14 protein-coding genes are annotated in these 19,008 nt (G+C 57.3%); 9 read left to right on the top strand and 5 right to left on the bottom strand.

Features of this window, described 5'->3' with window-relative positions; all coding sequences use genetic code 11:
• Nucleotides 1–358: 358 nt before the first annotated feature.
• The 4 genes from AC6I8P_RS21485 (at nt 359) to AC6I8P_RS21470 (ending at nt 4,520) form a co-directional block, all read left to right on the top strand.
• Nucleotides 359–919, top strand: a complete 561-nt coding sequence (locus AC6I8P_RS21485) for a non-canonical purine NTP pyrophosphatase (protein WP_010618047.1) — start codon at nt 359–361, stop codon at nt 917–919.
• On the top strand, nt 916–1,710 hold the full coding sequence (locus AC6I8P_RS21480; protein ID WP_010618046.1) for an SIR2 family protein: 795 nt from the start codon (nt 916–918) through the stop codon (nt 1,708–1,710). Before AC6I8P_RS21485 ends, AC6I8P_RS21480 begins: the two co-directional genes overlap by 4 nt.
• Before the next feature lie 76 nt (nt 1,711–1,786).
• Entirely contained in the window at nt 1,787–2,116 is a 330-nt protein-coding gene (locus tag AC6I8P_RS21475) for a YebG family protein (protein WP_498031195.1), read from the top strand.
• 463 nt (nt 2,117–2,579) lie between these two features.
• Nucleotides 2,580–4,520: a methyl-accepting chemotaxis protein gene (locus AC6I8P_RS21470; protein WP_021509066.1), complete on the top strand. Its 1,941-nt coding sequence runs from the start codon at nt 2,580–2,582 to the stop codon at nt 4,518–4,520.
• A gap of 72 nt (nt 4,521–4,592) precedes the next feature.
• Here the strand turns inward: AC6I8P_RS21470 and cybB are convergent, their stop codons facing one another.
• Nucleotides 4,593–5,132, bottom strand: coding sequence for a cytochrome b561 (cybB, locus tag AC6I8P_RS21465; protein WP_031280003.1), 540 nt, complete (start codon nt 5,130–5,132; stop codon nt 4,593–4,595).
• An 87-nt stretch (nt 5,133–5,219) separates the two neighbouring features.
• Nucleotides 5,220–5,708, bottom strand: a complete 489-nt coding sequence (locus tag AC6I8P_RS21460) for a MarR family winged helix-turn-helix transcriptional regulator (protein ID WP_125311770.1) — start codon at nt 5,706–5,708, stop codon at nt 5,220–5,222.
• A 110-nt stretch (nt 5,709–5,818) separates the two neighbouring features.
• On the opposite strand from AC6I8P_RS21460, the gene AC6I8P_RS21455 reads away from it, so the two are divergent.
• Together AC6I8P_RS21455 and AC6I8P_RS21450 are read left to right on the top strand one after the other, a co-directional pair.
• Nucleotides 5,819–6,964 (top strand): MFS transporter, encoded by a 1,146-nt coding sequence (locus tag AC6I8P_RS21455; RefSeq protein WP_125311772.1) that lies wholly within the window; start codon nt 5,819–5,821, stop codon nt 6,962–6,964.
• An 80-nt stretch (nt 6,965–7,044) separates the two neighbouring features.
• Nucleotides 7,045–7,473: a nucleotide triphosphate diphosphatase NUDT15 gene (locus tag AC6I8P_RS21450; RefSeq protein ID WP_185749314.1), complete on the top strand. Its 429-nt coding sequence runs from the start codon at nt 7,045–7,047 to the stop codon at nt 7,471–7,473.
• Here the strand turns inward: AC6I8P_RS21450 and AC6I8P_RS21445 are convergent.
• Nucleotides 7,470–8,216, bottom strand: coding sequence for an SDR family oxidoreductase (locus AC6I8P_RS21445; RefSeq protein ID WP_125311773.1), 747 nt, complete (start codon nt 8,214–8,216; stop codon nt 7,470–7,472). The two genes, AC6I8P_RS21450 and AC6I8P_RS21445, sit on opposite strands and share 4 nt — an antisense overlap.
• Before the next feature lie 99 nt (nt 8,217–8,315).
• Here AC6I8P_RS21445 and AC6I8P_RS21440 point away from each other — a divergent pair, with 99 nt between their 5' ends.
• On the top strand, nt 8,316–9,260 hold the full coding sequence (locus AC6I8P_RS21440) for an AraC family transcriptional regulator (RefSeq protein ID WP_125311775.1): 945 nt from the start codon (nt 8,316–8,318) through the stop codon (nt 9,258–9,260).
• 378 nt (nt 9,261–9,638) lie between these two features.
• Here AC6I8P_RS21440 and AC6I8P_RS21435 read toward each other — a convergent pair whose 3' ends face one another.
• Nucleotides 9,639–10,103, bottom strand: coding sequence for a GNAT family N-acetyltransferase (locus tag AC6I8P_RS21435; RefSeq protein ID WP_481658209.1), 465 nt, complete (start codon nt 10,101–10,103; stop codon nt 9,639–9,641).
• A gap of 114 nt (nt 10,104–10,217) precedes the next feature.
• Nucleotides 10,218–11,018, bottom strand: coding sequence for an SGNH/GDSL hydrolase family protein (locus tag AC6I8P_RS21430; RefSeq protein ID WP_072208996.1), 801 nt, complete (start codon nt 11,016–11,018; stop codon nt 10,218–10,220).
• A 570-nt stretch (nt 11,019–11,588) separates the two neighbouring features.
• Between AC6I8P_RS21430 and AC6I8P_RS21425 the strand changes: the two genes are divergently transcribed.
• Entirely contained in the window at nt 11,589–12,716 is a 1,128-nt protein-coding gene (locus AC6I8P_RS21425; protein ID WP_058759114.1) for an acyltransferase family protein, read from the top strand.
• A 300-nt stretch (nt 12,717–13,016) separates the two neighbouring features.
• Entirely contained in the window at nt 13,017–18,995 is a 5,979-nt protein-coding gene (locus AC6I8P_RS21420; RefSeq protein ID WP_498031194.1) for an autotransporter outer membrane beta-barrel domain-containing protein, read from the top strand.
• Nucleotides 18,996–19,008 lie beyond the last annotated feature (13 nt).

Genomic DNA, 19,008 nt, shown 5'->3' with positions numbered 1-19,008 from the left:
TTTATTGTCATGACGCGTGAAGGTGTAAACGCCACATAATATATTTAAGCGAGACGACTGTCATAATTGTTTTCAGATTATTTGCGCGTTAAGCGCGGATTTTTATATTTGACATAAGCGGCGTCAAATAGCGCTATTAACGCATTCAGGTGCAATATTTAACGCCGCCAGCGATAAGCGATGCGCTATACCGGCGAAGGCGCGCGCAGCGCGGCCCGATTGTTCCTCGCCAGTGAGGTCGCCGCAGAGTAGAATGACCACGCGGCGCGGCGACAGCGTGCCGGACAATAACAGCCGGAACCGCAGCCGGATACGCGTCACCAGGTTGGACTAACCCACTTTCAACATACTGATTGCAATGAAAATTCGTTTCTTATCTGCTAATGAACTCAAGCTGGCCGAGGTGCGTACCATCCTTGAGCCGGTGGGTGTCGAAGTGGTGCCCATTGCGCGCCGTATTGAAGAGATTCAGACCGAAAATGAGGTGGAGCTGGTTCGTGACAAATTGACTAAAGCCTTTTCAATCATTGGCCGCCCGCTGTTTGTCGAGCATACCGGCCTATATCTGGATGGGCTCAATGGCCTGCCCGCCGGTCTGACGCGCATTTTCTGGAGCCGGCTGAACGCGGAACGCTTTACCAAACTGGTGAACGGCCTGGACAGCCCGGGCGTGACCGCCAAAACCGTCCTCGGCTACTGTGACGGGCGCAAAATGTACCAGTTTGAAGGCCAGCTGCGCGGCACCATTGCCCGGGAGCCGGCGGGGCCACGCGAATTTCAGTGGGACTGCGTCTTTATCCCGGAAGGGCACACCCAGACATTCGCTGAAATGGGCGAACTGAAAAACGAAATCTCAATGCGCCGCCTGGCGCTGGATCGCTTTGCCACCTTTCTGAAAACTTCGCGGGGACTGGCATGAAACCGGAACTCAAACGCGCTTACGATGCCGGCAAACTGATTCTGTTCGCCGGTGCGGGCATCTCACGCAATCTCGGACTGCCGGAGTGGCACGAGCTGATTGCACATCTGGCTAATGAGCTGGGCTACGATCCGAAAATCTTCAATACCTACGGCACCCATTTGTCGCTGGCGGAGTATTACAAACAGCGCAAAGGCTCGCTCGGCCCGCTGCGCAGCTGGATGGATCGCGAGTGGCACCGTCCGGACATCGACGTGCGCAGCTCTGAAATCCACACCATGATCACCCAGGGCAATTTCTCGCGCATCTATACCACCAATTACGACCGCTGGCTGGAGATGGCGCATGAAGCGCACAATGTGCCGTACAGCAAGGTCGCTAACGCCGCCGATCTGGTGTCGCTGACCGAAGATAAGCGCCATATTATTAAACTTCATGGCGATTTTGACGATGATACCTCCATCGTGCTGGATGAGAGCAGCTACTTTGAGCGGCTCTATTTTGACTCGCCGCTGGATATCAAACTGACCCATGATGTCATGGGTAACTCCGTGCTGTTTGTTGGCTATAGCATCAGCGATTTCAATATCCGCCTGCTGTTTTATCGCCTGACCAAAATGTGGGGCCGCACCGGGCTGGCGACCGCACGGCCTAAATCCTACCTGTTCACCAACCGCAATAATCCGGTGGCGAAAGAGGTACTGGGGCAGTGGGGCATTGAGATGATCGTGTCTGAAGAGGACGATCCGCGCAAAGCGCTGGCAACCTTCCTTGAAGAGCTGCTGGCTTAAACGGCAAGCAGAAAATCGTTGGCTAAAAAAGCTGAATGAAATATACTGTATATAAACACAGTAAATGAGGTGCATCATGGCAGTCGAAACCAAATATGTTGTGGTCAGAAAGGGTGAAGAGAAGATGACGTTTGCCAATAAAAAAGACGCAGATGCATGGGACAAGATGCTCGATATGGCCGACGCGTTCACCGACTGGCTGCAGCAACATCAGCCAGCGATGGATGAGGCCCAGGCCGAAGCGTTGGGTATGCTGCTGGCCGAACAGAAAGACGCGGTGCAACACATTCTGCGCACCAGCAAACTGCCGGACGCGGTGAAAGACAGCGGCGAAACCGCTGCTGAAGACAGCGATACGGCTGCGCCGGAAAAAGAGAAGAAGGTGCGTGCGGTCAAAGCCGCCTGAGGAACAGCGCGTTCGCTTTGCACTGCTGCTGAATCCGGGCCAGCCTCTGCGCTGGCCTGGGAACCGTGCTAACGATCAGTGCGTGAAAAGAGAGAAGGTGCCTGAGTAGTAACTGACCATCCACGCCACATACACCAGCCAGATCACCATTAACCCTGCCAGACTCAATTTACCTGCCATGTTGCATTCCTCTTGTTATGCGGCGCGTTGCGCCCGTACGCAATAACCTGACAGCACAACGAAGTGGCGATCTTGCGCCAGATCAAATTCCCTCTTTTTTACTGCATCGTCTTAGCGTTTTTAATGGCGACCCGACGCCACAACAGCGGTTGATGGTTTTCTGATCGGACCTGCCAGGCCATCAAGTTCCCGGATTGTGCGCCGATAGAGTGATTACAGGGATGCAGGTGCACAGGGCGTGATTCTTTTTCAGTAATAAAGTGTCAACACCAGGAGCGCCGACATGGCCACAACCGTATCTAATAAGAAAAAAATGAGCACCCGCACACAAATGCTGCTGACGGGCGCCTTAACCATCACCCTCGGCTTCGCCGTGACTATCGGCGTGCTCAGCTGGCAGTCCAGCAATGAGCAAAAATCGCTGGCGGAAAGTTACTTACAGCAGATTGCGCAGAGTCAGGCGCTGCAAATCCAGCAGGAGCTGAGTTACGCACGCGATGTCGCACATAACCTTGGCCACAGTCTGATTGCCCTGCCGGCTGCCGGCGTGCAGGACCGTAAAGTGGCCGATAAGCTGCTGGTCTCTGCACTGCGTGATAATCCGGACTATCTCTCTATTTCGGTCATCTTCGAAGAAAACGCGTTTGACGGACGCGATGCTGAGTTTGCCTCTCAGGCTGGCGCGGCACCTAAAGGGCGTTACGCCTATTTCGTCGATCGCGACCAGGGCGGCAATTTTGCCCTGCATCCGCTGACCTCAATCTTTACGCCGGGCCAGGGCGATTACTATCTGCTGCCGCAGAAAAGCCAGAAAGATACGCTGATCGAACCTTATAGCTATGCCTATAACGGTGTGCCAACGCTGCTGACCTCGGTGGCCGCGCCAATTATCAGCCAGGGCAAACTGTGGGGCGTGGTGACGTCCGATATCTCACTGGCGTCACTGCAGGAAAAAGTGAACAGCATCAAACCGTGGGAAGGCAGCGGTTACGCCATGCTGCTCTCAAGCGCGGGTAATGTGGTGTCTTATCCGGACAAAAGCCAGACCAGCAAAGCCTGGAAGGGCGACACACATAATTTCAGCAGCACGGTCACCGAACAGCACGACGCTATTCTGGGCGAGGATGCGCTGGTAGCCTGGCGGCCGGTGGTGATCGGTAACAGCGATCAGAAATGGTATCTCGGCGTGGTGGCTCCGGTGAGCAAAGTGATGGAAGCGGCGCACCGTCAGCTGATTAACGCGGTGATTTTAATGGTGATCAGTATCCTGGTGGTGTGCGCACTGCTTGGGCTGGTATTTAGTCGCAAAGTGCTGAAGCCGATTGGCGGTGAGCCACTGACCGCAGCCACCATTGCGCTGGCGGTGGCCGATGGCAAACTGGATAACGCCATCCCGCTGAAAGCGCGCGACAGCAGCAGTCTGTTCTTCGCCTTGCACACCATGCAAAACCAGCTGCGCGAGATTGTCGGGCAGATTCAGGATGCCAGCGCGTCGGTGCGCCAGGGCGCGGGTGAAATCGCCAGCGGCAACCTCAACCTCGCGTCACGTACCGAAGAGCAGGCGGCCGCGCTGGAACAAACTGCCGCCAGCATGGAGCAGATTACCGCGACGGTGAAACACAACGCTGCTAACGCGCATCAGGCGACGACGCTGACCGATAACGCCACGCACATCGCCAGCCGCGGTGAGTCACTGGTGGGCCAGGTGGTGCAGACCATGGCGCAAATCGACGACAGCGCGAAGAAAATCGGCGACATCACCGCCATTATCAACAGCATCGCCTTCCAGACCAACATTCTGGCGCTCAACGCCGCGGTTGAAGCGGCGCGCGCCGGCGAACAGGGACGCGGTTTTGCCGTGGTGGCGTCGGAAGTGCGTAATCTGGCACAGCGCAGCGCCAATGCGGTGAAGGACATCGCTGCGCTGATTGAAGAGTCCGGGCAGCGCGTCGGCAGCGGTGTGCAGCTGGTGCAGGATGCCGGTAAAACCATGCAGGAGATGACGCAGGCGGTAAACTCGGTGCGCACTATTATCGGCGAGATTGTTACCGCGTCAGACGAGCAGGCGCGCGGCATCAGCCAGGTAACGATCGCGGTGAACGAGATGGATGGCACCACCCAGCAGAACGCCGCGCTGGTCCAGCAGATGTCAGCCGCCGCCAGTTCGCTGGAAGACCAGGCGGCACAGTTGGCGCATACCGTGGGACGTTTTCACCTCAGCTGAGGTCGGTGACCGATCGCCGGCACGCTGCGTAAATCAGGACGGTCGCCACGTCAGGCGACCGTCTTATTCCTTTCATCCGTTTCGCCGTGACGGCATCATGCGCAGCAACGTATTGTCTTTAATCAGATAATGATGCACCAGCGCGGCCGCCGCGTGCAGACCAATCAGCCAGTAGCCGTATGGCGCGAGGGTTTCGTGCCAGTCGCTCAGCATATCGGCAAAATCCGGATCCGGGCTGGCGCTGACCGGCATCGGAATCGCAAAAATCCACCAGTTACGGCCCATGTAGAAGCGCGAAAGAATGCCGAGAATCGGCAGCACGATAAAGAACAGATAGATCGCCAGATGCATCAGATGCGCCAGTCCGGTTTGCCAGTGTGGCGGCTGGGGTTCGATTTTCGGGCTGCGATGGCGAAAACGCAGCACAATGCGTGACAGCATCAGCAACAGCACACAACTGCCGGCGCTGAAATGTCCGACGATCATGGTGTAGCCTTGCCAGGATCCGCGCGTGAATAAGCCGCGAAACTCCATGGTGCAGTAAGCGGTGGCCACCAGTACCAGCGTCAGCCAGTGAATAAAGATTTGCGCAGGGGCATATTTGTTACGCATAGCCAGTCCGAAAATAAGCGGTGTGGGATGCTTAACATAGCGAAAAACGCGCTGAATTAATTCATTTTTTGCCACATCCCGTCCGGCTTACTGTTCGGCTGTCTGCAACAGCTGACGCAGCAGGGCGGCAAGCTGCTCCTGCTGCCGATCGTCCAGCGTGGCCAGCAGCGTATTCTGCGTTTGCGTATGCACCTGCAGCGCCTGCTCAATCTTCGCCAGCCCGGCCGGCGTCAGCATCACCAGCGTGCTGCGCTTGTCATCGGCATCGGCAACACGCGCAATCAATCCCTCTTCTTCCAGCCTGTTAAGCCGGTTGGTCATGGCACCGGAAGTGACCAGCAGCGATTTGTAGAGCTGCGTGGGCGACAGGCGGTAAGGTGCGCCGGCACGCCGCAGCGTCGCCAGCACATCAAATTCGCCGTCGCGAAAACCAAAGGGCGCCAGCGCCTCAGCGCGCTTTTTCGCCAGATGCTTCATCAGGCGCAGCATGCGGCCAAAAATCGCCATGGAAGAGGCGTCCAGCTCCGGCATGGCGCTGGCCCATTGCGCAACGACAAAATCTACGTGGTCAGTCATGTTAACTCTCATCAGTTCACGGCGGGCAATGTGTCGCTTTGTGCGCACCCGCTATCGTTCTTCCGCAAAGTATCTTAACGTTAATATACTTTGGCGTATGGAGACAGAATGTGAATCGTACCTTACCTGCTATTGGCATGTTTGCTTTACTGGTTTTTGTGGTGGCGTTGAATTTGCGTCCGGTGATGGCGGCCATCGGACCGCTGTTCCCGCAACTGCAACACGATGCAGGGCTCAGTGCCACACAGCTGAGCCTGCTGACGACGCTGCCGGTCATTATGATGGGGCTGGCGGCGCTGGCCGGGGCGCTGCTGCGCAGGCTGGGTGAAGCGCGCGGCATTACCGCTGGCCTGATAGTGCTGGTGCTCGCGGGTGGCGCGCGTGGCGTTGATCACAGTGCCACCATGCTAACCGCCAGCGCGCTGCTGGCCGGCTGCGGCATCGGGCTGATCCAGGCGCTGATGCCCGCGCTCATCAAACGTCACTTCGCCTCGCGTGCCGGTACGTTAATGGCACTGTTCACCACCGGTATTATGGCCGGAGCTGCAGTGGCCGCAGCCAGCGCCGCGCCGCTCGCCAGCCATGCCGGACTGACGATCGCCCTGATGCTGCCGTCGCTACCGGCGCTGATCGCATTGATTCTGTGGCTGCGCCTGCAACCTGTGACCACAAGAGTAAACACGCCACCGGCTGGCGGCGTACACCGCACGCCGCGTGCCTGGCTGTTGATGCTGTTTTTTGGCATCGGCACCGGTGCTTACACGCTGGTGCTGGCGTGGCTGCCGCCATTTTACATGCAACACGGCTGGCTGCCGGCGCAGAGCGGCTACGTGCTGGGCGCATTAACCCTGACCGAAGTCGCCGCCGGATTTATGCTCTCCGCGCTGATTCATCGCTGCCGCGATCGCCGCTGGCCGCTGCTGCTGGTGCTGGCTTCCATTCTGCTGGGGCTAATCGCACTGCTGTGGCTGGGCGGCGAACGCGCCTGGTTGCCGACGCTGCTGCTGGGATTGGGGATCGGTGCGCTGTTTCCGCTATCGCTGATCGTCACGCTTGATCATACCCGCACGCCAGAAGAAGCCACTGCGCTGCTGTCGTTTGTGCAGGGCGGGGGCTATATGCTGGCCGCGCTGATGCCGCTGATAGCCGGCATTGTGCGCGATCGCGCGGCATCACTCGACAGCGCGTGGCAGATCATGGCGGCGGGCGTGCTGCTACTGATGCTGATGGCGCTGCGACTCAAACCCCAGCGATAACGGCAGGAAACCATTGTCAGACGGAATACGCTGTTTTATAAACCGTGCAGAGTGAGAGGATCGATAAATCAGGAGCAATGATGTCCCCGCAGGTCGGTGTTGGCGTATTAATTTTCCGCGATGGCAAGCTGTTGCTCGGCCAGCGTAAAGGCAGCCACGGTGCCGGTGACTGGTCGGCGCCGGGCGGCCATCTGGAGTTTGGTGAATCCCCGGAAGCCTGTGCGCGGCGGGAAGTGCTGGAGGAGACCGGTTTACAGCTGCACAGCGTACACAACGGTGCCTTCGTCAGCGATGTGTTTCCGGCGGTCAACCGCCACTATATTACGCTGCTGATGGTGGCGTCGGACGCCAGCGGCGAGCCGCAGCTGCGGGAACCGGATAAGTGCGCAGGCTGGCACTGGTTCGCGCCTGAGGCGCTGCCTGAACCGTTGTTTGCCCCGTTGCAAAGCTGGCTGGCGCGCGACGGTCTGGCGGCACTGCAGGCGCTGGCCCAGCGTAAAGATCGCTAACCGTATTGCTTCATCGAAGCTTCGGCATCTTCTCCGGCCGGGATGCGCATCGGTGCGGCGGGATCGGTCGCGGCACGCCACACGGCAGCGGCAACGTCCTGTGCTTTAGTGGTTGGCTGGGGCTGCTGCATGCCGGCGATGATGCTATCAAACATCGGCTGGTAAGGCTCCAGCAAGGTGTTTTCCATGCGCGGCCGGGCATTTTTGCCAAAGTCGGTGGTGGGTGCCAGCCCGGGTAATACCAGTTTCACCTGAACATTAAAGGGCTGCAGTTCCAGCGCCAGCGACTCGGTAAAGGCGTTGACGGCCGCTTTGCTGCCGGTATAAACCGCCAGCAGCGGCAGGGATTTCAGCGTCACCGTCGAGGTCACATTGATCACCATGCCACTGTTTTTCGCGCGAAACTGCGGGATGACCGCCTGCGTCATGGCGATGGTGCCCAGCGTGTTGGTTTCGAACACCTCCCGCACTGAGGACATCGGCGCGCCTTCCAGCGAGGTTAATAATCCGATGCCGGCATTGTTGACCAGCACATCAATCTCTCCTGCTTCAGCCAGCGTTTGCCTGATGCTGGTGGCATCGGTGACATCCAGTGGCAACAGGCGCAGATGGGCGGATTCAGGAAACAGTTCGGCGCGCGGGGTGCGCATGGTGGCGATGACTTTCCAGCCGCGCTCCAGAAACCAGAGCGCGGTAGCATGACCAAAACCAGAAGAGCAGCCGGTGATTAAAATGGTTTTCATGGTTCACTCCTGCATTGCGTTGGGTAAGAGCTCACTATAGAGTGCCACTACCGGACTCACTACAACGTACAGTCCTGGTTTCATTTGCAGGAGTCCATTATGATCGATCCGCTCGCCGAAATGGTGTCACTGTTACAGCCCGGGGCGGCTTATTCCAAACGCGCGCGTGCCAATGGACTATGGCGTGTGCAGCGCAGTGAGACCGGCCAGCCGTTTTACTGCGTGGTGCTGGAGGGGCGCAGTCGGCTAGAAATGAAAGGTCATCCTCCGGTTGCGCTTGAGCAGGGGGATTTTGTCCTGATTCCGGCTGCGTGGGAATTTTGCATGACCAGCGAGCAGCCACCGGCCGCAGATGCGCCTGATTCTGTGCCGGAGATGCTTGCGCCGGGCGAGGTGTGGCTTGGCGATCGGCAGCAGCCAGCCGAGGTTCAGACGCTGATTGGTTACTGCCAGTTTGCCGCACCCGACGCGGGATTGATTGTCTCGTTACTGCCACAGTTTATTCATGTGCGTGGCGCATCGCGCCTGACCACGCTGGTGCAGCTGGTCAGGGATGAGTGCCGTGCACAGCGTCCGGCACGGCAGATCGTGCTGGAACGTTTGCTGGAATTACTGCTGATCGAGGCGCTGCGCGCAATGCCAGCGGCGAATGCATCGCCTGGCGTGATGCGGGGACTGGCCGATGAGCGGCTGGCCGGGGCGATTCGCGCCATCCACGCCAGGCCAGCCCATGGCTGGACGGTACCCCAGCTGGCGAAACACGCGGCGCTATCGCGCTCGGCGTTTTTCGTGCGTTTTCGCGATGCAGTGGGCATGGCGCCGATGGCGTATCTGCTGACGTGGCGCATGGCGCTGGCGAAAAATCTGCTGCGCAGCAGCCGCATGTCAGTAGCCGACGTGGCTGAACGGGTGGGTTACCGCTCTGCCAGCGCCTTCAGCATCGCTTTCACCCGCTTCACCGGCCAGACGCCGACCGGCTTCGCTGGCGCGGAACGGCGCAGCGGCACCGCAGAAGCTGAGCCAGCAATCGCCCGGGTAAGTTAACCACGCCCGGAATGGCGGCCAGCGTAAGACGTGTCGCCATAAAGCGTGCAATGCCGTTCAGTTTAAAAATCACCCTGTTAATGCCGGTGCGCATCAATGCGCACCCTACAAAACAGTGCCGTTACCCGGCAGGGCCACCATTTATGGTGACCTAAAACACGTTACAAAACTGTGCCGTTACCGCCAGGGTTGCCATTTATGGTGACGTAAAACACATTACAAAACCGTGCAATTAACCTGTAGGGTCGCCATTTATGGCGACCAGGGAATACTTGTGTAGCCAACATACGACCTACAAGAATCGTTTTAAATCAAAGCATCGTTAAAACAAAGAATTACAACTTCATCGGGGAGCACAATTGCCTCTGTTTCTTTTCCTTAAAAGATTTCCCTTCGCATCACGCTAACCTGTTCTGACGACACGATGCGCTGCTCGATTTCCTGCCAGCCATAGCGACGGTAAAACGCCTGCTGATCCGGCGTATACAGCCACAACTCTGCCATATCGCGCTGGCGAGCTTCTTCAATTAAACGCAATACCAGAGCAGAGGCCACGCCTTTACCGCGGTGTGCCGCGACAGTCAGTACTTCGCCCATCCAGAACTGGCGTTCATGGATGTCATCAAGCTCGTGAAGAATCGTGCTGGCGGTGGCAAGCACTTCATTTTCTGCGTTCAACGCGACCAGCGTAAACGTTTTTGCCGGATGCGCGTTGCGCATCAGCAGGCGCTGACGAATGGCGCTCCGGTCGCGCCAGTGAGAAAAGCCGGACCACTCCTGATGAAGCATAGTTGCCACCGTATCCAGCAACCGCGGACACTGGCTCAGTAAACTGATATTCATTGTTATCCCTCCGCGACAACCCGAGGGATAACACAGCGTGGTGGTAAAGACTACCGTTAATATGTCGCTACACTATCGCGTTAAGCCGTTTTCATTGGTCAGCCAATCACCGGCTTAGCGTTTCGCCACCTGCTCGCCATCCGGGTTTTTGCCATGCCCGGCAGCAGCCAGCTCGGTATTAAAGTGGGAGACCAGCACCGAAAAAGTTTCCTCTGCTTTCATGCGGTACAGCTGTTCGGACGGGTGAATACAATCGGGTGACATCAGCGACTGCCAGTCTTTCATCTGCAGGATGCGCTGATACTGACGCGCCAGCGGCACCGACTCCGCTTTAGCCAGCGCGTCCAGTTTGGTGACGTAAGGTGCAACGTGCCATTTCTCCGCGCGACCACAAATCGGGTGCGGTTCCTGTAATATCACCTGCTTACCCTCTTCACGGGCAATAGTAATCAGCTGTGTCATCACCTGAGTATATTTATCCGGGCTAACCTGGTAATCCTTTTCTATATCGCGGAAATGGAAATGGCGTGCATCGTTGGTGGCAAAATTCAGCAAAATGATTTTTGCCGGCGATTTCTTCATCTCTTCGCGCCAGCTTTTATTATTCTTGTAGAAATATTTGCCATTTAACAGGTCCATGGCCTGCGATGAGGACGCGCCTTTATTCACGACGCGAATACCATCGCCATACTTCTCCTGTAACCACTGGTTAATCAGAGCAATCTCATTGTCTTTAATATAGATTGCGCGCAATTTGCCATTTTCCTTTATCGCCATAGCGCCACGCGTGCTTGAACCGCCATAGGCTTCAATAATAAAGTTATTATCGGGCTTGCCGCTTTCGGCGAATGCGGTATTGCACAGACAGGCTGTGGTAATCAGCAAAGTGACGATGCCAGATAGCGCTCGTTGCATAACAAATTTCCGCCTTTTGATACTCAAGGTTACATGGAGAATCGGTTGTTTACCGTAAGCGAATTACCTTAACAGGGGAGATTGCGGGTCAACAATCCGAAAGCACGGTTGTCGGGTGAAAATTAGGTCAACTCTGAGAAAAAAGCCGCTTGCTGAATAAAAGTTATTTAAATTCAATCAGGTAAAAAACATCTCTGCCTAATAGCCTCCCTTCAGCCAGAAAATCCCGCATTGTCGCCGGCTTAAAACATCATGGTTGCTTCAGGACATAACGCGGTTTGATTAGCGAATTTTCGCACTGCGAGTCGAGTCGGATAATCCATAACTTATTGTAAAGTAGCGGGTTTTCGCTATTTGTCCGGCGGTTAGCTGCGAATAAGCACTGCCTGACGATAACTTTTACCATCAGAACATTCTGGCTTAAGCTTTATAGCCATTGCACAGTGACATTCTTTACACTATGGCGAAATTCCGAAACGTTTCTAAACATAATGTATACAGATTAATCCGGTGTTAGCATTCTGACTGAATCATTATGATTGCGTTACAACTCATTTCAGGATGTGCAATGTGAAAACAGAATCCTTTTTATCCAGCCGCAATATTGGCCTGGATCTGCTGCGTGCCGGCCTAATTCTGGAAGGGGTGTTATTACACGCCTCACGGAGTTTACCGGGTGAGAATGGCTGGTATTATGTCGCGCAGCGCGATCCCTCGGAAATATTCACGGCACTGCTGAGCATGGTGCACACCTTCAGGATGGAAGTGTTCTTCTTTCTTTCGGGCATGTTCTCCGCGCTGATTATTTTGCGCAAAGGGCAGAAATTCTTTACGGATAATCGCCGTAAGCGCGTCCTGATTCCGCTGATATCAGCCTATCTGTTTATTCCGCCGCTGATGTATTTTATCGCGGGACAGATGAATAACACCCCGCTGAGCCTCGAAGGCTGGCTAAACAGCTATACCATGATGCACCACCTGTGGTTCCTCGTGTCGCTGTCGGTGATGTCGCTGCTGGTACCCGGCGCGTTTTATCAGTGGAGCGCCCGTCAGCTGGGCAAAATGTCGTTGCCAATGCTGATCGCCACGCTGGTGATTCTGGGTAACGCCTGCTTCGTGCTGAAGTTCCTGGTGAAAGGCCGCGGTGAATTTGTCGAGCTCATCCCGGTGACCGCACGCTTCCTCGTCTACTACACCGCCGGTTTTGCGTTATACGTCAACCGCGAGAAAATTGCCCGGTACGCCAACAGTAAACTGATGAATGGCTGGCTGGTGGCCGCGCTGGTGCTGGCGGTGTGGGCCGCCTGCTATGTTGTCGCGCACAACCACATCACCGGGGTGATGAAATATGTGCCGGTGATGCTGGGCAGCGTGCTGTCGGTGATGCTGTCCTACTGGCTGGTATTTAGCTTCGAACGCATCAACGTGAAAGAGAGTCGCATTCTGACGGCGATTGTGGATTCCGCGCTGATCATTTATTTGCTGCACTATCCGGTGGTGATCATTTTCTCATGGCTGCTGGATGTCTGGTTACCGGATAACCTGTCAGTCCTGTATGTCCTGATCGATTTTGCCCTCGGCATTGCGCTGAGCGCAGTGTGTTACGCCATCGTCAAACGTTCACGCTTCGCCTCATTCATGTTTGGCCTCAAGCCGAAAGATAAAAAGGTGGCGGTGCCGGTCGAAGCGCGACTGTAATTGTCATCATGCCCGGCCGCCACTGGCGTGCCGGGTATTATTTCCCGCCATCTGATTTTTGCCATTCTCTGCATTTTTAGTTCCAGGTAATTATCTCAAGCCGTTAGCGCAATTCCTAAAGCTTATCGCCGTCATCACAATTCCTTAAGTCAAACTGGACGTTTTAACCTGATCGCGGTAATACTCATTTCAACGGATTTCCAGCCGTAAGCTATTACGACAATATATTTCGCTTCGCTATTTCCCCGCACTGCGCATTCGCTGTGCGGCATTTGTTTTTTCTCTGGTGAGGAAAATAGTGTGTTTAAATTAAATCCTTTGTTGCTGAGCCTGTTTGCTGCGCAGGGCTTAATGCTGCCTGCCACACCGGTATCGGCGGTGGTATTAAAACCTTTCACTCCCGAGCGCAACGACAATAAAGTTGGCGCTTATTGCTTATGTAATGGTTCCACCCAGACGCTGAGCGGCGTGCCGCGCTTTACCGCTGGAGAAAGTGGCATGAGCAGCGTCACGCTGGGTGAACTACAAAAGGTTGGGCGTATTATTAATGACAATTTAATCGGCGAGCCCCGCCTGCAACTCGGTGCACAAAATTATGCTATTGGTATTCCGGATGAAGAAACAGGCAGTTATCGTGTCTATCAGGTTTATAACAGTGCGGAAATGATTGCGCCGGCGGAAATTAATGGCGCTACGGTAGTGCCAGATTATTATGATGTGAACGATAAACAATATATTGATGCGCGCGTGGCGACAGTCACTAATGGCCGGTTAAATATCAATATTGGTCAGCAAGGCGCAGCCGCTAACGCCAGCACCAATCGCTGGTCAATGGCGGCCAAACAGAGTCAGTTATTTGCCAGCAGTAATAACGGCCAGATTAACTGGGACAGTAATAACCGCATCCGCTTTACCGCCGCCACGCCACCGTACGGTGGCGATCGGCTGGCATTTGATGCCGGAGGCGTGGTGACGTATGCCGGTCTGTTTGATGTCACGCTTAAGGATGGCAGCAGCAACGCGTACTACGTCAGTAATCTCAATGAATTGCGTAACTATAACGACTGGCTGATTGACCAGATTAGCGGCGGCAACCTGAGCCCGGAAAGTTATAACGCCGCGCTGAACCTGGCGTTCAGCCTGCGCGACGGTCGTGTGGTTTACCGCATGAGCACCGGCAATTACGATGATGAAGTGGCTGCCGCACTGGGCGATCAGGTGGTGCTGAGTGCCGATGGCGCGAAAGCCAGTGTGAAAATCAATCGCGGCAAAACGCTGGAAGTGGCTAACAGCGCCAGCGCCGTGATGCGCGCCAGCAACGGTGCAGCGGCGATTATCGGCGGAAAACTGGCGACCAGTAACGCGCTCTCATCCGAAGCGGGCGCGCTGGAGCTGATCAGCGGCGCGCGCGGTATCAATAATGGCGTCATCAACAGTGGCTTTTTTAATGCCGCCAATGGGCGCGGCGTGGCAGAAGACTCTCTCGGCTATGCGGGCACGGCGGTGTCGGCGATTTATGACAGCGAGTTCCGTAACAATGGCGTGCTCAATGTGCATATCGGTGATGCGCCGTGGGGCACTGCCGGCTTATTCCTCGGCAGTAGCAGCGCGGTCAACCACGGCAATATTAACATCGGCATTCACGATGTGGCGAACGGCTCCTCAGCAGCGGCGGTGAGTTTCAGCGGCGAGGGCAGCTTCGTCAACGCGCACGATGGCACGATTTACCTCGGCCGCACACCGCAAAATCACAAGGGCGACGTCACGCAGGATGTCGCGGTCAGCCTCGGCGGTGGCATCAGCGCCATTTCCGGCCTGCTCGACTCACGTGCCATCAATGATGGTCGTATTGTTATCGGCTCAAAAGTCGAGAACGCCGTTGGCATGCGCATCGAGGCCGGGCTCAATGCGGTGTCACTGAATAACGGTGTTATCGATGTCAACGGTATGGCGCAGGCGCTACCGCGCGAAAATATCGCCATGCTGGCGATGGATTCCGGCAGCGGCGGCCAGGTGGGTAACCGCGGCACCCTCAATCTGAATGGCTATAACAGCACCGGCCTGAAAGTGATCGCCACGGCGGGCAATCAGGCGCACGCCTTCTCCAGCGGGGCGATCAACGTGGCGGGTGACGCCGACCGCTTTGGCGGCACCAACAATACGGCGGTGTGGGTAACTGGCGAACCGGGCGGTCACGCCAGTGCCGATATCACCGGCCCAATCCGGCTCAGCGGTAAAGCGGGCATTGGGATTCGTGCTGAAGGCCAGGCAACGGTCAACGTTAGCGCCCGCGCCATTCCCACCTCCAGCGGCAGCGACAGCATGCTGGATAGCGGACAGATCAGTTTCTACCGTATCGGCCCGGATGCGCGCATTAATCTGCCGGCCAACGGCCGCTACAGCGCCTCCGTGTGGAACGGCACGATTTTTCGCGTCGAGCAGGGCGCGGATTTTGACGGGCGCGGCCTGACTTTGTCGATGAACAGCCCGTTTGCGACCGGTGTGTACGGCAGCGGTGCGGGCACCGACATTACTACCCACGGCGCGACGCTGAACATCGCCAGCTTTGCCAGCGGGCTGACCATTACTGATGGCGCCCGCGCTACCATTGATGCCGCAACGCGTATTCACCTCAACGGGTCTGATGCCCGCGTCGCCATCGCTGACGGTAATCGCTATACGCTGCAGGGTAACGTTGTTAACCCTAATACGCAGTTCGACCCTAACACTTTACTGATCAATCAGGCGGCGATAGACGGCCGCGCCAATAACCAGCAGCCGTTTACCGTGATGAATCATGCGCGGCTGGTGAATCGCGGCGCGATCTCCCTGCGGGGTGAAGGCGTAACGGGTATCTACGCGCAGTATGGCGCCACGGTCGACAACCGCGGCGATATCAACATTTTGCGTAATGGCCGGGCGCTGTTCGCCGATGGCTATCCGGGCGCCGGCGACGGCAAAACCCTGACGGAGATTAACAATAGCGGCACGCTTAATCTCTACAGCGGTCAGAGCACCCAGCAAACCACCACCTTCGGTGCGGTCTCGTATCACCAGCTGGGGCGGATTAACCAGAACGGCACGATTAATCTGTACGGCGATAACGTGGTCGGCGCGAAAGCCTTTGCCGGCGGCCGTATTACGCTGGGCGCCAACAGCCGCGTGGTATTCCATGATGCGCAGCAGATCGGCTATCAGGCTTTTGATCCCGGCTCACGCCTGATCGTCAACGGCAGCCCGGTTGATGTCAGCAGTCGTAACTCGACGCTGTATGAAATCCGCAACGGCGCGTGGCTGTACAACCAGGGCTTTGGCAACGTCACGCTGAGCGGCAGGGACAGCACCGGCATCGTAGTCAGCGGGACGGATGCGCTGGTATCCAGCACCGATGTTTATCAGGTCACCGGTAAGGGTGCCACCGTGCTGCGCGCCAGCGATCGCGCGCAGGGGATTATTACCAGCCTAATCGCGCTGAACGGCAAAAACACCCTCGGCGCGCAGGCGACAGGCGATGGCACCGAGGTCTACGCCGCCTCACTTATCACCGGCACCGGGCGCAACGCCACGGCGTTTGATGTCAGCGGCGACGCGCGCCTGTTTAATCAGCAGCAGGGCGTAGTGGATTTGCGTGGCCGCAACAGTACCGGGGCCCGGGTGCACGATGGCGGTAACTTTATCAACCGCGGCATGGTTAGGGTCGCCAGCGGCACCGGTGTGGATGTCAGCAGCGGTTATGGCCAGTATGTACCGGTCGACAGTACCTTACGTGTGAATGACGGCACCGCCGCGCTGCGCGTGGGCTCCGGCGGCGCGATGAAAATTTACGGCGACGGCCAGGGGGCCAGCACGCTGGCGGCTTACGGCAAAGCCGATGGTTTGCTGCTCGACAGTGGTGCGCAGCGCTTTGAAGCCAACGACATCATCATCGGCGCTTACGGCAGCGGCACTGCGCTGAACAATCGCGCCGGCATCAGTGATATTTCGCTGAGTAATGTGCGCTTCGAGGCCAATGGTGGCACCGGCATTCGCTCTGCCACCTCGTTCGATCCGGCGGGTAGCGCGCAGATTCACGTCGGCGCAGGCGGTACCGGCTATCGTTTTGAAAACGCAGATGGATCGACCACGGGCAACGATTTAGTGATTGGGCGCGACTACCGCATTGAAGTCAACGGCAGCGGCACCGGCGTGCGTGCCAACACCCGTGGACGGGTGATTGCTCAGGGCCTGATTGATATCCGCGATGCTGATGGCGGTTCGGCGATTGTCACCCGCAGCGCCAGCCAGGTGATCAACCAGGGCACCATCCGCTCACAAAGCCGCGTCGCACCGCTCATTGATTTGCGCGGCGGCGAGACGGTGTTTATCAACCAGGGCACGCTGGATGCGCCGTACGCCGATCAGGTGGTAGTGGCAGGCGGCGCGACCCGTGATGTGGTGGCACTGCTGGCGGGCAAAGTCACGGGCGAAGTGAACACCGGCAACGGCAGCGATACGCTGCTGGTTACGGGCGGCACGCTGGATGGCGGCCTGAGTATGGGTGACGGCAGTGCGAATCAGGCGACAGTGCAGGCTATCAGCCTGAACCAGACCCGCCATATCACCAGCGGCGGCGCGGATAGCACGCTGAACCTCAGCCAGCTCACTGCGCGCGGCGGTTCGTTCCGGCAGGACGACCTCACCAAAGGCACCAACCTCGGCGCGGGCTGGAGCACGCTGAACTTCATCGATACGCAGTGGACGCTGAGCGACAACATTAAACTGGCGCACAGCACCATCAATATCGATGCCGGATCCACGCTGTTCGCCGGCGATGGCGTCAACGCGCGGCTGCAGGGGGCCAGCAATGATTCGCTGGTAGTGAATAATGCCGGCACGCTCGACCTGACCAACGGTGGCAATGTGGCGGCAAATACCCTGACCATCGAAGGTAGTCTGGCCTCCGCGCAGGGCCGCCTGAAACTCAATTCGACAGCCACCCACAGCGACGTGCTGCTTGTTAACGGTAACGCCAGCGGTACCACCTGGGTGGATGACCGCCTGCAGGGCGGCGGGCTGCTGGACACTAATCGTGACAATGTCATCGCGGCCAGCGAAGGCGTCTCACTGGTGCAGGTGACCAGCAGCGCCAGCGCCGACAGCTTCAGGCTGAGCAATGGCTATGTGGCAGCCGGGCCGTGGCAGTATGGTCTGTACAGCTTTGCACCGGGCAGCAGCGCAGGCGGCAACGCATGGGACTATCGTCTGGCAAACAACTTCATCTGCAGCGATGGCTCGCTGTGCCAGCCGCAGGCGGGCAGTGCGGTTAAGGCGGTGCGTCCGGCGGTCACGCCGCAGGTGCCGTCCTGGATCTCCGCACCGGTCGGGCTGGCGTACTACTCGTTGGCAGTCACTGACGATCTGCATAAGCGTCTCGGCGAACTGCGCCAGCAGCCGGCGGACAGCGCAGAGATGTTTATCCGCTACCTCGGTTCGGATTTGCAGTATCGAAGCAATCGCGGGCTGGACGCCTGGGGTTATGATTTCGACCTCAACTACAGCGCCGTACAACTCGGCGGCAATTTGCTGCGCGCCGATGGCGCTGAAGATAGCGTACGTGGCGGCGTCGCCTATACACGCGGCAACACGCGCATTCGCCCGCATGCCGCTGACGGGTACAGCTCCACCAGCTTTGATAGCGATACGTTGTCACTTTATGGCACCTGGCTGCGCAGCAGTGGCTGGTATGTAGATGGTTCGCTGAGCTGGAGCGGCTACCGTGGCGAAACCGACATTGCGCGGCAGAAAGCGGTCGCTAAACCCAAAGGGCACGGCTGGACAGCGTCAGTCGAGTCTGGCTATCCGCTGATGCTGGCGGGTGATGTGCGCCTGGAACCGCAGGCACAGGTTAGCTGGCTGCGTATGAACATGGACAGTTTTACCGATGCTGACGGCGCGCGCGTCTCTTATAACGATTACGATCAAACCATTGGCCGGCTCGGCGCACGCGTGGCGCGCAGCTGGCAGGACAGCAGTCAGAACCAGTACACGCCGTATCTGCGCGCAAACTACTATCGCGGCTGGGGCGGTACGGCGCAGGTCAGGGTCGGCACCAGCGACAGTGACCTGAGCCAGAGCTTCAGCAGCGGCAAATTTGGCCAGATGTGGGACGTCGGCTTCGGCGGCACGGCGACCCTCATCAACAACGTGGCGCTGTATGCCGAGGCGGATTACCGCAAAGAGATTGCCGGCAACGGCGTCAAAGGCTGGCGCTACAATGCCGGGGTGCGCTGGTCGTTTTGAACGTAAATGACCA

The sequence above is a fragment of the gamma proteobacterium symbiont of Lampromicra miyakona genome, from assembly GCF_059730895.1.
The sequence above is the reverse complement of the archived record's forward strand: the minus strand, read 5'-3'. Positions and strand labels throughout refer to the sequence as shown.